The following is a 14,459-nucleotide window of genomic DNA, read 5'->3' on the forward strand; positions in this document are numbered from 1 at the left end:
CTGTACTTTGAATGGTAGTTGCAGTCAAAGTTTCTGCAGTTGAATTGTGTTGATTCTGAACTAAAATTAACCATTTGCTTTATGCATAAAAAGAAAAAGGTATGCCCATTTATAAATGGGCATACCTTTTTCTTTAAAAAGTCTGCTTATATAGTACATTTGAATAAATCGTAAAAACATTTTATATCATGAAGAAAAAACTTGTATTGAAGAAAATTTTAGTTTCAAATTTGAATGCTCAAAAATTGCTTGGAGGAACAGGCGGTGGAAATTCTTTAGATGATGAGACCAACACAAATCCGACATATCTTAATTGTCCAGATTCGGAACAACCTAATTGTAGTGCAGATCCAAGGAAGTGCATGGTAGATCCACTAACACATCCGTACTAAAAAGTATCGTAATTTTTACTAATTATTTTACAAATAGAAGCGCTATAGCTTTTTGTTTTGTTTTAATAGTTGCTTCCATAGCGGTTAATCGTGTGTAATTAGCAATAGCTGGGAAGTCTTTAAAGTTATATACTAACCAATCTTCATTGTTGCTTGTATTACGTAGTTTTGATGATGACGTTTTCGTCTTAGGAAATTCTATGTGTACAATAGCGAGTATATTTTCGTATGTTTCAATTTTTGCGATAAACTGTTTGCCTTTTTCAGCATATACATTTGAGTTATTACTGAAGAGAATGTCATTTTTATGTGCATCCATTTCTTCATAATTACCGCTATCTGCTATATAGTCTTCTTTTAAAGCTTTTATATGTTGCAATAATTCTTCAGATGCCTTTTGATATTTCTGTATAATTTCGGGATACTTTTCAATAGAAGTTTTAAGTTCTTCTTGTTTCAAATCTTCTTCAAGAGAACTTTCTGTATTTTTGAATTCTTGTTCTATTTTAGAAAAATCATCCAATATAGAGTTACTTCTCATACCTGCTACCAATAACATCAATCCAATTAATAGTAGACTGACAATGAGTACAGCTATGAGAAATACTTTTTTTGTCATTTATTTTTTCCTGAAATATACCGTTACGGGAACTCCATTAAAATCAAATTGTTCTCGCAGCTTGTTTTCTACAAAACGCTTATATGGTTCACGCACATATTGTGGTAAGTTAGCAAAGAAGGCAAATTGCGGATATCCTGTTGGTAATTGTGTACAGAATTTGATTTTTACATATTTTCCTTTGTATGCTGGCGGTGGTGTACGTTCTATAATGTTTAACATAACATCGTTTAGCTTACTTGTAGAAATTCTGTTCGATCTGTTTTTGTAGACTTGAACAGCAGTTTCTATCGCTTTGTAGATACGTTGTTTTGTTAATACCGAAATAAATACAATTGGCACATCGGTAAACGGTTCTATTTGTTGACGAATGTGTTGTTCAAATTCTTTTACTGTAGATGTATCTTTTTCAACTAAATCCCACTTATTAACTAAGATTACAATTCCTTTGTTATTTTTTTCTGCCAACCAGAATATGTTCTGCACTTGAGCATCAAATCCACGTGTAGCATCTACGACTAATAAACATACATCACTGTGTTCTATAGCACGAATAGAACGCATTACAGAGTAAAACTCTAAGTCTTCTTTTACTTTCGCTTTTCTACGAATTCCAGCAGTATCCACTAGGTTGAATTCAAATCCGAAACGATTGTATTTTGTATCAATGGAATCACGTGTTGTTCCTGCAATATCAGTTACGATATAACGATCTTTACCAATTAAGGCATTAATCAACGATGATTTCCCTGCGTTTGGTCGTCCAACTACTGCAAAACGTGGTAAATTTTCTTCTTCAACTTCTTCTACTTCTGGCAAAGCTTCAATAAGTGCATCCAACATATCTCCTGTACCACTTCCGTTGATACTTGCTATTGGGAAATACTCACCTAATCCTAACGAATAGAATTCGGCAGCATCATGCAAACGATTTGCTGCATCTACTTTATTTACAACTAATAATACAGGTTTGTCAACTCTACGAAGTAGTTTTGCTACATCTTCGTCCATTCCTGTAATTCCAGATTCTACATCTACTACAAAAAGAATTGCATCAGCTTCATCAATTGCCAATTCTACTTGTTTATCAATCTCTTTTTCAAAAACATCATCACTTCCAACAACATATCCACCAGTATCAATTAGTGAAAATTCTTTTCCATTCCAATCTGATTTCCCGTAATGTCTATCTCTTGTTACACCACTTACGGCATCAACAATCGCTTCTCTACGCTTGATCATTCGATTAAACAAGGTTGATTTTCCAACATTTGGACGTCCAACTATGGCTACTATATTACTCATTTCATTCTTTTTGTGCCTGCAAAGGTACGTTTTCTGTTTATGAGTAAAAAGTAAAATTGAGTAAGTCTTTGTATGAAGTTTGAATTTTAATATTCTTGTTTTGAGTTCTATGCGGTTTGATTGTATCTTCACTGCGCTCGACATGACAAAAAAGATTCATAATTAGTAACATGATATTTATCAGTACACGTTTAAACAAAAGCTAGTATTTTGGAATCATTAAAAAAACCAGCAATGAGTTTAGGAGAAGAAATTGTATTACGTCCACGGTTTAAACGAACAATTCCACATGCTAGTGAAGGCGTACTTAATCGTTTGGAAGCTTCAAAAAAGACACAAACTGATTTTATTGTTTCACGAATAGACAATCATGTTTTTATTCGGATTCCAAAAAGCAAACAACATTTTTGGTCTCCACAATTGCATGTAGAAATAGATGAAATTGACGATCAAAGTTGTGAGTTACATGGTTTGTTTGGCCCAAGTCCGACTGTTTGGACATTTTTTATGTTCCTTCATTTTTTAGTCGTTTGTTTATTTATCGGGTTTGGTATTTGGGCATATACCAATGCTGCTTTGAAAAACTCGTATGGTATTCAAATCGGTTTGATGGTTTTGATGATGTTTGTATGGTTTGTGCTTTATTTTGGTGGACGAATGGGAAAAGCTACTGGAAAACCTGAGATGATTGAACTGTATCAGTTTTTGAATAAGACAATTAACTTTTAGCAATTTCTTTATATTTACCATCAGCTAAAGTGTAACAAATCTATTTGTATTTACACACATATTATATATAAACATGATCCCTACACATTGCAAAACATTAAAACCAAACTTCAAAAAATATACATTCCATTTTTATTAGTTTCTATAGGAACTATACTGTTTTACTATGGTTTTCGTTGGCTATTCGATATTAAACTTGGTATTATTCCACTAAAAGAAGACGTATTAAATATTTGGATTCCAATTGCCTTATCTTGGGTTCCCATACTTGTCTGGCTTCGCAGACGCATCCGAATTGTAAATTTGCGCGGAAAAAATGGTGATGGTCATTTTCTTGTGCAACTACTGATGTGTGTAGTAATTACCATTCCAATGGTTATCAGTCAGAAATATTTAGAAAAGAGCGCTTACAGTCTAAATGAAGTTGAAACAAGTTTTGAGCTAGAAAAACTTCATAATGAAAAGTATTTTAAGATTAATCAGTTTGACATAACTTCTACTTTACATCATTTTTATGTATCGAGGCGCACTTCTGGTAGACATAATGAAGATTTAAACGTTTCCATATATATTGCTTGTCCTTTTAACAACTCAACTCTTACTTGGTACGGCGTTCAATATGATATACGACTCAGAAACAAAGACAGTGAAGCGAAAAAAAGACAAGCTTATCAGCAGTTTTTAAGTGCTTCCAGAAAAGATTTTGAATCTTATGATTTTAAAGATGTTACCTATTTTGAAAAGCTTGGCTATTCTGATGATAAAGACGGATTTATAAGAGCAATTAAAAAAAACATTCCTATTATCGATGAAAAGGAAGAAATTATTTTAATTCCGAAAAGGAAGCCTTTTGAAGATCGATTTGGAAGCTCACTTTCAGCTGCTTTTATCATTTTTGGAGTTGGTTCATTAATTATCTTATTGTTCGTATTAATTCCAAAGATTGATAAAAAAGAATTAGCCAATTTCAAAAAAAATAAACCGTTAAAAGATGATGACATAAGAGATATACTAAATTATCTCAATCCATTAGGCAAACACAAAGCTACCGCTATTTTACTGCTTTTAAACTTGTTAGCATTTTTAATTATGATTTTTAATGGTATCAGTATTATTTCTCCTACTGCATATGAATTGTTAGAAATTGGCGGAAATAGGAAATTTGAAGTATTGTTTCATGGTGAAGTTTGGAGATTACTTACATCTATATTTATTCATGGTGGAATAATGCATTTGGCATTAAATTTATTCGGAATTGCTGTCTACAATAGCTTTTTAGAAAAGATTCTGAGTCCTGCAAAATTAATTATTGCCTTTATAATTTGCGGATGCCTTTCTAGTGTTTCCAGTATATTTTGGTATGATAACACAGTGAGCATTGGTGCTTCTGGCGCTATTTTTGGAATCTCTGGTATTATCTTAGCTTTTATGGTTTTTAAAATTTATCCGAAGTCTATGAGAAGTATGATTTGGTCAGTACTTATATTTTTTGGTGGCCTTAATCTTTTGCTAGGGTTTATTACAAGTGGAATTGACAATGTCGCGCATGTTGGTGGACTAGTATGCGGATTTGTTTTAGGGATTCTTTTTATCGCAAAGGATAAGGAAGGATTAATAGCGAAAGTAAAACATGGTCTATATAAATAAGGGAAACTATATGATGGAACAAACTGAAAACATCATTTCATTAGAAGAACAAATTAAGTCAATTCGTTTTACGTGAACTTTTAATATTACTTCTTAATTACAGAAAATCACATAACCTTATGAATTTCTTACTTCACTTCAAACAAACTTATGGTTCCACTAATTTCATTAGAAACTACCAAAATGTTTTCTTTCGTTGGACTTTCTGCAGCCGGAATCACAAATAATCCTTCTGGAGAAATGTCGCCTTCATGATTAATCCACTCTAAGAATACAGGTTGTTTTGGGTTAGAAATATCATACATCAATACACCGCTTGTGCGTTCCAAACCAACAAAAAGTAATGTTTTTCCTTTTAGTTTTAATGTTGCTAAGGCTTCTGGTTCCGAACCTTTATCATCACTTCGTGTATCATTTTGATTGAATGCTTTTGCATTTATCTGTGTTTGCCTTGCGATATCATTTCCACTATCATACACTAAATTACCTTTAGTATTCCAAATAGAAAATGAACGTGTTCCAAACATGTACAATTCATCATAATCGCCATCATTATCAATATCACCTTTTGTAATTGTTACTTTTAAACGACCTAACTGATCATTTTTTTGTAATACTGCGGCATTAGGAAATGCGGTAGGATCTAGTTTTATTTCAGAGACACGCACTTCTTCTGAAAACCCAGCATAGTCTCTTGAATCGCCTTCATTTGCAGTAATAATATACGTGGCACCATCTATTTTAGTATTTGTAACTGCATCTGGCAAATAAAACCCTTTTAGATTTTTCCATGTTCTAAACTGTATTTTACCATCTTGATCACTAACATCTAAGGCATTTTCAGGCAAGCTAAAATCTTTTACACCTAATGGAAATACATCGGTAAGTTCTGCATTGATGATATCTACTTCAGCAATTGCATTATTTTCTTGTAAAATTACCCAAGCAGTTGTTCCGTCTTTTGAAATCGTTAAATACTCAGGTTCAGCATCTTTTGAAAACGTTGCATTTTTACCAAAACTTCGCAATCCTTTTTCTTCTAGTTCCTTTATTTTATCATCATATAATTCAAAACCTAAAGTGGTAACTATATTATTTTTTTTATCAATGATTGTAACCGAACCGTTTGGATCAATAGAATAATCATCATTTGGCTCTCCTTCATTTGCTGAAATAATATAATTTCCGTCTGGTGAATATGCTACCATATCTGGCAAAGCATCTGCAAAATGAACTTCTACTTCTTTCAATTTCTCTGTATCATACACAACAATAAAACCATGTTCTTGTCGATTAGTATTTTCTACAGCCATCGCAACATTTCCATTATTAGTTGCCACGCTATTTACATTTCCTCCATATTGAGAAATATCAATAGTTGCTATTTTTTGGGGATTACTAACATCGGTTATATCATAAACTAATACACCTTTATGCAACGTACTTGCGGAAAATAAACGCTTTGTTTTTGCACAATACGCAGTAATTTCGACAGCATTTATTCCACCAGCATTAATGGTATTTACATAAGAAACTTTAGTAGTTTCAGAGGTTTTATTTGTTGGTTTTGAGGCACAACCAATTATCAAAAGTGTAAAAAATAGACCGAGTACTTTTTGCATTATGTATTATTTATTATTGTAACCAAAACGACGTAATTGCTTCGCATTGCTACGCCAGTTTTTATTTACTTTTACGTAAAGTTCAATATGAATTTGTTTTCCAAAGAATTTCTCTAAGTCTTTTCGAGCCTGTATTCCAACCGTTTTTAATGCGCTTCCTTTGTGCCCAATAATAATTCCTTTTTGGGTTTCACGCTCTACCATAATTACGGAACGAATACGAATGATATTTTCTTCTTCAAAAAATTCTTCTGTTTCTACCTCAACAGCATATGGAATCTCTTTTTTGTAGTTGACAAGGATTTTTTCACGAATAGATTCGTTAACGAAGAAACGTTCAGGTTTGTCTGTCAATTGATCTTTCGGATAAAATGCAGGCGACATTGGAAGCAACTCTAAGATTCTTGAAAAGACTTCGGTTACATTGAAGTTTTCCAATGCTGAGATTGGATAAATTTCTGCAGTTGGCACTTTTTCTTTCCACAATTCCATTTGTGTTTCCAATTCTTCTTGCGAAGATTTATCTATCTTATTTAAAAGTAATAATACTGGAATTTTAGAGTTGATAATTTTATCGAAGAATGCTTCGTCTTTTAGACTTTTTTCACCAATTTCAACCATATAAATTAACACATCTGCATCTTCAAATGCCGATTTCACAAACCCCATCATCGATGATTGTAATTCGTAAGCTGGTTTTATAATTCCTGGTGTATCTGATAGTATTACTTGAAAATCATCTCCGTTGACAATTCCTAAAATTCGATGGCGTGTTGTTTGCGCCTTCGAAGTAATAATTGAAAGTTTTTCACCAATAAAGGCGTTCATCAATGTTGATTTTCCAACATTTGGGTTTCCAATGATGTTTACAAATCCTGCTTTGTGTGTCATGTATTTTTATGGTCATCAAGTATAAATAATTGCATTATTGCATTTTTACACTTGTCATTCGGTGGCAAAAGTACGTATTATTTCATAATAATTGCAGTTGTTATCGTTTTAAAAGCATTGTGTTTTAAGGCTTTCCATAGTACTTCAGCATACATTCTTTCCTTTTTTCTAAAAAAATAGTTAAACTTTTATTTTTTAATAGTATTACTATTATATTTGCATTAAGTAGTATGGAAAACTTACAGATACATATTGTCATAAATAAAGAGCTTTACACTAAAAATCCTGAATCTTCGGAACTAGGGAAGAAAATTGTATCGCGAAGTATTGAAATGATTGATGAATTAGGATTTGAATGTTTTACATTTAAAAAATTAGGACAATCCATTGGTTCTAACGAAAGTTCTATTTATCGTTATTTTGAAAGCAAACACATGCTTTTAGTGTATTTAAATTGCTGGTATTGGAGTTGGGTTGAATACAAATTAGTTTTTGCTACAACCAATGTACAATCGAAAGAAGAAAAGCTTTCTTCAGCAATTAATATTTTAACTAGAAAAGTAAATGTTGACAATTCGTTCTCATATATCAATGAAGTAATCTTGAATAGAATTATCATCGCAGAATCTTCAAAAGCGTATCATACAAAAAAGGTTGATTCTGAAAATGAAAAAGGATATTATAAAGTATACAAACGTGTTGTAGAACGTGTCAGTAATTTTGTTACCGATATTAATCCAAGTTTTGAATTTCCTCATATGTTAATTTCAACAGTTATTGAAGGAGCTCACAACCAACGTTATTTTTCAGAACATTTACCGGCTTTAACAGATGTAAAAGAAGGCGAAAATGTTATTGTAAAGTTTTATACTGATTTAGTTTTTAAAGTAATCAAATAAATGTCATACAAAGATTCACACATATTCAATATTTTTAAACACATTTCTTTTGTGTTGGTTTTGTGTGTAATGATATTACAACCAATTTCAGAGATTTTTTCTGATTCTTCCACATCAAACTATGAAATGGTAGATATTGATTGGGAAGATGATGCTGACAAAGAAGATACAGAAGAAAATACTGAAGAAGGTAAAAAAGTAAAACCATATGCAACTAGTTTCTCATTAGTTGATACAGATTTCAATAATTACAATGTACATTTTTATGTACCCAAATCAAGTGTTAGTCATAACCTTGAAATATTAATTCCACCGCCTGAATTAATATAATATATAATACTCACCATATAACGTACTTGATTATAAAAAGTACGTTAAGAATTGTTCTCCATTCATTATAAAAATAGTGATGGAGCATACTTCTTACATTTTCATATAAAAAACAAAAAAATAGCTAACAACGAATTGAAATCGTGCATTTTGTGCGTTTTCTTTTCAATTGAACAAATTATTATTATCATGAATAGTTCCAATCCTTTTAAAAATTTAAAAGCGGATTTCCCCGCAAGTATTGTCGTATTCTTTGTTGCACTTCCATTATGTTTAGGAATTGCTGTAGCCAGTGGGGCATCTCCTTTTTCTGGTTTAATCTCTGGTATTATTGGAGGAGTTGTTGTAGGAATTATTAGCAAATCTCAAATTGGAGTGAGTGGTCCTGCAGCAGGGTTAGCAGTTATTGTCTTAACAGCTATTGGTTCACTTGGTTTTGAAAACTTTTTAGTTGCAGTTGTATTAGGTGGAGTTATTCAAATGCTATTGGGTATACTGAGAGCTGGAATTATTGGATACTTTTTCCCTTCTTCCGTTATTAAAGGAATGCTTACAGGTATTGGTATAATTATTATTTTAAAACAAATACCTTACTTCTTTGGATATATTCCTCCAAAAGGCCAAGGTACATTTACAGCAATAGCTAAAACGTTTAATGAAATCAGTTTAGGAAATACACTTATTGCTGTAATCGGATTAGTAATCTTGATTGCCTGGACTTTTTTAATGAAAAAAGCAAAGTTTTTCTCATTGGTTCAAGGACCTTTAGTTGCTGTAGTAGTCGGAATTTTATTTTATGTATTTCTTGGAGATTCAGAAACCTTTGCTATTGCCGATAAAAACATAGTAAATGTTCCTGTACCAGAAAGTATGAACTCCTTTTTAGGTCAATTTCAATTTCCAAATTGGTCAGCTATTACAAATCCTGAAGTACTCATTACTGCGTTTACTATCGCTTTAGTTGCAAGTTTAGAGACTTTATTGTGTGTAGAAGCAACTGATAAAATAGATCCTTTAAAACGTGTAACACCTACGAATAGAGAATTAGTAGCACAAGGTGCAGGAAACGTAATTTCTGGATTAATTGGAGGATTACCAATTACACAAGTAATTGTGCGAAGCTCTGCAAATATTCAATCAGGTGGACGTACCAAAATGTCAGCGATTATTCACGGTTTTTTCTTGTTAATTTCAGTGATTTTAATTCCTACAATCCTTAATAAAATTCCACTTTCTGTATTAGCCGCTGTATTACTTATTGTTGGATACAAATTAGCTAAACCGTCTACTTTTATAAATATATGGAATGCTGGATGGAAACAATTTGTACCTTTTATCGTAACTGTTTTAGGAATTGTTTTTATCAATTTATTATGGGGAATTGGATTAGGTTTAGCAGTTGGAATTGTAGTAATCTTAATTAAAAGTTTCCAAAATTCACACTTCTTACATATTGAAGATAAAAGTAACGGAAAACATAAAATTAAAATGACTTTCGCTGAAGAAGTAACTTTCTTTAACAAAGGAGCTATTTTAAAAGAATTAGACAGTTTACCAAGAGAGACATTCCTAGAATTGGATGTACGTAAAACACGTTTCTTAGATAGTGATATTATTGAAATATTGGAAGATTTCTCAGAAAAAGCACGTAACAGAAACATTGACATTCGATTGATTTCTGAGCGCGGAACAGTAGAAAACCCAAAGAGTTTCATTGAATTTTTCAAACTTAGGCCAAAAAGTGCCTAACATTTTTTAACTTTAAAATTGAGCATCATGCACAACCAAAAATATAAATTACTTGTTTTAACTGACCTATCTAAATCAGCTGCAGAAGCTATAGATAACGCTGTAAATCTTGCAAAGATTGTCAACGGAAGTATTGACGTTTTCCATGTATTAAAACCTTCAGAGGTCGTTGAATCTGATAATCAACATTCAGCAATCCGAACAATTGATGAAGAACGCAGTAAAGCGAAACATAAATTAAAAACGTTGGTTCGTGAAATTTCTCAAAAAGAAAACATCAAAATAAACGCAAATTTTCGCTTGGGTAACTTAAAAAGTGAAGTACTTGACGAAATTGAAAACTTGAACCCTGATATTATTGTACTTGGGAAACGCACACCAAAATTCGTGCGGTTTTTAGGAGATAGTTTTACTAAATTTATTTTGAAAAACTTTAATGGATCTGTATTAATTTCTGGAAAAGAGAACACTATTCAAACTACAGAAACAATGTCTTTAGGGTTGTTAAATACTACCACAGCCGATTTACCACAAGGTATTACTACAGAGCTGCAAAGACATATTAAAAACCCTATTAAGCAATTTCATGTAGGCACTGCGCCAAATAAAAAATCAGAAAATGTTATAACTTACGAATTCGAAAGCACTTCTAATGTTATGGACAATATTGCAGCCTATGTTTCCAAAAATAATATTGGTTTGTTGTGTGTAAACCATCAAACAAAGGAAAATTCGCTCTTTAAAAATATTACATCAAATATAAAAGAAGCCATCCATAAAATTAATGTACCAATTTTAATTGTAAAGAATTCACCTGCTATACAATTACAATCATAAACGGTATAGATTAATATAAATATTAACAACAAAAATCTAGAATTAAACAAAACTATATGAAAGCACAAACAAAAGAAACACAAGCGGTAATGACTCCTGATTCGTCTATACAAGCATTAATAGATGGAAACGAAAGGTTTATGCAAAATACACAAGTAACTCGCGATCTATTAGATCAAGTTTCAGACACAAGTACAGGACAATATCCATTTGCTACGATATTGAGTTGTATTGATTCTAGAGTTTCTTCAGAATTAATTTTTGATCAAGGAATTGGAGATATTTTTAGTGTTCGTGTTGCTGGAAACTTTGTCAATGAAGACATTTTAGGAAGCATGGAATTTGCTTGTAAACTAGCTGGAACAAAATTAGTAGTTGTACTTGGACATACTGCATGTGGAGCTGTAAAAGGAGCTTGTGATCATGCACGACTTGGAAACTTAACAGCATTGATTAACAAAATTGAACCTGCTGTAGAAGCTGTAACTGAGCCAACAGACGAAAGTATTCGTAATTCTAAAAACATAGATTTTGTAAACAATGTAGCTGTTAAAAATGTAGAAATGACAATTGAAAACATTCGCAAGCAAAGTCCTGTTTTAGCTGAACAAGAAGAAAATGGGGAAATTAAAATTGTTGGTGGAATGTATGATATCAGCAATGGTAAAGTAACATTTTTATAGAAATGAAATTTAGTATAAAACAGAAAATCATTGTACTAATGCTTTTCATGATTCCACTAATGAGCTGGAGTCAAGATGAAACAGGAAATTGGCTCATGTATTTTGGGTCAAACCGCATTAGCGAAAAATTTAGTATTCATACGGAAGTACAATTTCGTAATCATACTGTTTTTCCAAATAATACGGAACAATGGTTATTACGTACTGGGTTGAATTATCACTTTGCAAAAAATGCCTTTGCAACTGCTGGTTATGCATACATTGGTAGTTTTGCGTACGACAGTGAACGTGATAGTCCAGAAACGGAAGAACACCGTATTTGGCAGCAGTTAATTACAAATAATAAACTAGGACGTGTAAAATTTGAACATCGCTACAGAGCCGAACAACGTTGGGTTGAAGATGATTTTAAAACTCGTTTTCGTTACCGATTGATGTTATTTATTCCTGTAAACAAACCTGTCATAGAAACTGGAACGTTTTTCTTTGGTGTATACAATGAAATTTTTGTTAATGGACAAGAAGAATTATTCGATAGAAATCGTTTGTATGGCGGCATTGGATATCAGCTAAATAAAAACCTAAACCTTCAATCTGGAATGCTCTATCAACGTGTGCGTACCACTGGAAAAGGATATTTACAATTTAGTGTTGTGTACAATACAGATTTGCGTAAAAAACAAAAAGAGATAAAGAAATAAAGACAGTTAGTTTATTTCTTTAGTATTACAAAAATGCACAAAAAACCATATCAATACGATATGGTTTTTTGCTCTATATAATTTTATAACGTATTAATTTAAAATATTTTAACAGTTGCTGTTAAAATAATAATAAACTATGGCGTCAACAAAGCCATATGCTAGTAAACGCAGCTTTTAAGTCGTATCTTTACAGTGCTTAAAAACTAAGAAAAAGAAAATTATGTTCGGGATATTTAAGAAAAAATCAGTAAAAGAAAAACTCTACGATCAATATAAAAAATTGACAAAGCAAGCATTCAACCTTTCCTCTTCAAACAGAAAGCTCAGTGATCAAAAAACGGCCGAAGCAGAAGCTGTTATGAAACAAATTGAAGCGTTGTAAATACTTCAACAACAAATCATAATACAAAAAACTCCAACACTTCAGTTAACTATTTTGTGTTAAAATAGAAATAGCTATATTTATGTAAGAAAATTAACTACTAAATTTACTTATAAACATGAGTTTTGATAAAGAAGATAAGTCAGAAGAATTAAAAGAAACTAAAAAAGAGGAGGATTTTTTTCCAGAATTCCCTCAAAGTGAAGCGTCTGAAGGCGATAACACTGTTGATCCTAAAACTAAATTCCCAGACTTCCCAGAAAGCGAAGAATCTATAAAACCTGGTGGTTTTTAAAAAGAAATAAAACTTAACTAATTAATAAAAAAGCTATAATCAAGTATATAGGTAACAATATTACAATTGCATACATTACATTTTTCATCTTATTTCCTAATTTTCTATTTTGTTTAAGATTAAAATCTATTTTGATTTGAGAGTTTTCAATTTCTTGTATAATGAACATGAGATAACTTTCTTTTTCACTTAACTCTGGGATGATTAAGAAGCGTTCCTGAGCCAACTCTCTAGGCAATCTTCCTTTGACCATTATTTTTTTAGGAAATATAATTAACGATAAATAAATGATTAGAAACGTGATTGTAAAAATAAAAAAGAAGTTAATATAAATAATATTAGTTAATTCATTATTTATAACTTTATCAAAACTATATCCTACAATAGCAGATAACAAAGTGATTAAAATAAGAATCAAAAAAGATGACCTATTCGTAATTTTTTCAGATGCCTTTAAGGTATAATCAACATACTCCTTACTTTCATTTAAAATAAACTCTGCTGATTTTACAGGTATCGATTTCCAATTTTCTTTAGGAATTTTAAACTTACTCATGGTCTAGTTGTTTTGTTCCACTAAAAATAAGAAATAATTTATTTAAAAGATATTTCTTACAAAACAATACTACTTAAAATGTAACCTTTGTTACTGACCCTTTTTAATAAAAACAATAATTTTGCAACATCAATACTTTTAGTATTTTTAAGGGAACTGTTTTAAAAATTCAAATCGCATTTCATGATTCAAGAACTTAAAGACAATTATGGACATCTTTTTGAAGATGATTTATTGAACGAAATTGCACAAGTAGGAACCTACAAAGAAGTTCCTGCTGGGTTTACTATGATGGCAATTGGTGATTATGTTCGTGGAATGCCGCTGCTTATTTCTGGAGCTATTAAAGTACTTCGAGAAGATAAAGAAGGTGACGAATTATTATTGTATTATTTAGAACAAGGAGAAACTTGCTCCATGACGATGAATTGCTGCATGGGACAAACCAAAAGTGAAATAAAAGCCGTTGCCGAACGCGATACAACGCTTATTATGGTTCCAGTACAAAAAATGGAAGAATGGACAGCCAAATACAAATCGTGGCGAAATTTCGTCTTTCAGAGCTATCACACACGACTTAATGAAGTATTGCATATTCTGGATAGTGTTGCGTTTGAAAAAATGGATCAACGGTTGCTCAATTATCTAAAAGAAAAAGTTCGTATCAATAAAACTAACACAATTCATAATACGCATCAAGAAATTGCTTATGATTTACACAGCTCGAGAGTAGTAATTTCAAGACTTCTAAAAAAATTAGAGCAAATGGGTCGCATAGAATTGCATAGAAATCATATTAAAATTATAAATTTAGCCTGA

Annotated in this window: 17 protein-coding genes; 12 read left to right on the top strand and 5 right to left on the bottom strand. The window is 31.5% G+C overall.

Annotated features, from left to right (window positions below):
- Positions 1-188: 188 nt before the first annotated feature.
- Positions 189-392, top strand: coding sequence for a hypothetical protein (locus tag ACUUYC_RS03305; protein ID WP_474263816.1), 204 nt, complete (start codon positions 189-191; stop codon positions 390-392).
- A gap of 22 nt (positions 393-414) precedes the next feature.
- On the opposite strand, the gene ACUUYC_RS03310 is transcribed toward ACUUYC_RS03305, so the two are convergent.
- Entirely contained in the window at positions 415-1,011 is a 597-nt protein-coding gene (locus ACUUYC_RS03310; RefSeq protein ID WP_474263818.1) for a hypothetical protein, read from the bottom strand.
- Positions 1,012-2,316, bottom strand: coding sequence for a ribosome biogenesis GTPase Der (gene der, locus ACUUYC_RS03315; protein ID WP_474263819.1), 1,305 nt, complete (start codon positions 2,314-2,316; stop codon positions 1,012-1,014).
- Positions 2,317-2,526: 210 nt separating this feature from the next.
- On the opposite strand from der, the gene ACUUYC_RS03320 reads away from it, so the two are divergent.
- Together ACUUYC_RS03320 and ACUUYC_RS03325 are read left to right on the top strand one after the other, a co-directional pair.
- The gene (locus ACUUYC_RS03320) at positions 2,527-3,045 is read left to right on the top strand and encodes a GTP-binding protein (protein ID WP_474263822.1); all 519 of its coding nucleotides are present in this window, start codon (positions 2,527-2,529) and stop codon (positions 3,043-3,045) included.
- Positions 3,046-3,132: 87 nt separating this feature from the next.
- On the top strand, positions 3,133-4,692 hold the full coding sequence (locus ACUUYC_RS03325) for a rhomboid family intramembrane serine protease (RefSeq protein WP_474263824.1): 1,560 nt from the start codon (positions 3,133-3,135) through the stop codon (positions 4,690-4,692).
- Positions 4,693-4,820: 128 nt separating this feature from the next.
- Here ACUUYC_RS03325 and ACUUYC_RS03330 read toward each other — a convergent pair whose 3' ends face one another.
- The gene (locus ACUUYC_RS03330) at positions 4,821-6,314 is read right to left on the bottom strand and encodes a choice-of-anchor I family protein (RefSeq protein ID WP_474263826.1); all 1,494 of its coding nucleotides are present in this window, start codon (positions 6,312-6,314) and stop codon (positions 4,821-4,823) included.
- A gap of 6 nt (positions 6,315-6,320) precedes the next feature.
- Positions 6,321-7,205 (bottom strand): GTPase Era, encoded by an 885-nt coding sequence (gene era, locus ACUUYC_RS03335; RefSeq protein ID WP_474263828.1) that lies wholly within the window; start codon positions 7,203-7,205, stop codon positions 6,321-6,323.
- Between the two features lie 230 nt (positions 7,206-7,435).
- On the opposite strand from era, the gene ACUUYC_RS03340 reads away from it, so the two are divergent.
- The 8 genes from ACUUYC_RS03340 to ACUUYC_RS03375 all read left to right on the top strand — a co-directional run bounded on the left by ACUUYC_RS03340 (position 7,436) and on the right by ACUUYC_RS03375 (position 13,084).
- Positions 7,436-8,104, top strand: coding sequence for a TetR/AcrR family transcriptional regulator (locus ACUUYC_RS03340; RefSeq protein ID WP_474263830.1), 669 nt, complete (start codon positions 7,436-7,438; stop codon positions 8,102-8,104).
- On the top strand, positions 8,105-8,434 hold the full coding sequence (locus ACUUYC_RS03345; RefSeq protein WP_474263833.1) for a hypothetical protein: 330 nt from the start codon (positions 8,105-8,107) through the stop codon (positions 8,432-8,434). It abuts the gene before it with no gap.
- A 189-nt stretch (positions 8,435-8,623) separates the two neighbouring features.
- Positions 8,624-10,183, top strand: coding sequence for a SulP family inorganic anion transporter (locus ACUUYC_RS03350; protein ID WP_474263834.1), 1,560 nt, complete (start codon positions 8,624-8,626; stop codon positions 10,181-10,183).
- Between the two features lie 27 nt (positions 10,184-10,210).
- The gene (locus tag ACUUYC_RS03355) at positions 10,211-11,020 is read left to right on the top strand and encodes a universal stress protein (RefSeq protein ID WP_474263836.1); all 810 of its coding nucleotides are present in this window, start codon (positions 10,211-10,213) and stop codon (positions 11,018-11,020) included.
- A gap of 56 nt (positions 11,021-11,076) precedes the next feature.
- Positions 11,077-11,703 (top strand): carbonic anhydrase family protein, encoded by a 627-nt coding sequence (locus ACUUYC_RS03360; RefSeq protein WP_474263838.1) that lies wholly within the window; start codon positions 11,077-11,079, stop codon positions 11,701-11,703.
- A gap of 2 nt (positions 11,704-11,705) precedes the next feature.
- Positions 11,706-12,404 (top strand): DUF2490 domain-containing protein, encoded by a 699-nt coding sequence (locus ACUUYC_RS03365; protein ID WP_474263840.1) that lies wholly within the window; start codon positions 11,706-11,708, stop codon positions 12,402-12,404.
- A gap of 223 nt (positions 12,405-12,627) precedes the next feature.
- Entirely contained in the window at positions 12,628-12,789 is a 162-nt protein-coding gene (locus ACUUYC_RS03370; RefSeq protein ID WP_474263842.1) for a Lacal_2735 family protein, read from the top strand.
- 118 nt (positions 12,790-12,907) lie between these two features.
- The gene (locus ACUUYC_RS03375; protein ID WP_474263844.1) at positions 12,908-13,084 is read left to right on the top strand and encodes a hypothetical protein; all 177 of its coding nucleotides are present in this window, start codon (positions 12,908-12,910) and stop codon (positions 13,082-13,084) included.
- A gap of 13 nt (positions 13,085-13,097) precedes the next feature.
- On the opposite strand, the gene ACUUYC_RS03380 is transcribed toward ACUUYC_RS03375, so the two are convergent.
- Entirely contained in the window at positions 13,098-13,640 is a 543-nt protein-coding gene (locus ACUUYC_RS03380) for a hypothetical protein (RefSeq protein WP_474263846.1), read from the bottom strand.
- A 183-nt stretch (positions 13,641-13,823) separates the two neighbouring features.
- On the opposite strand from ACUUYC_RS03380, the gene ACUUYC_RS03385 reads away from it, so the two are divergent.
- Positions 13,824-14,459 carry a Crp/Fnr family transcriptional regulator gene (locus ACUUYC_RS03385; protein WP_474263848.1) on the top strand — a complete coding sequence of 212 codons (636 nt, stop codon included), beginning with the start codon at positions 13,824-13,826 and terminating at the stop codon, positions 14,457-14,459.

The organism is Kordia sp. E (assembly GCF_056033805.1).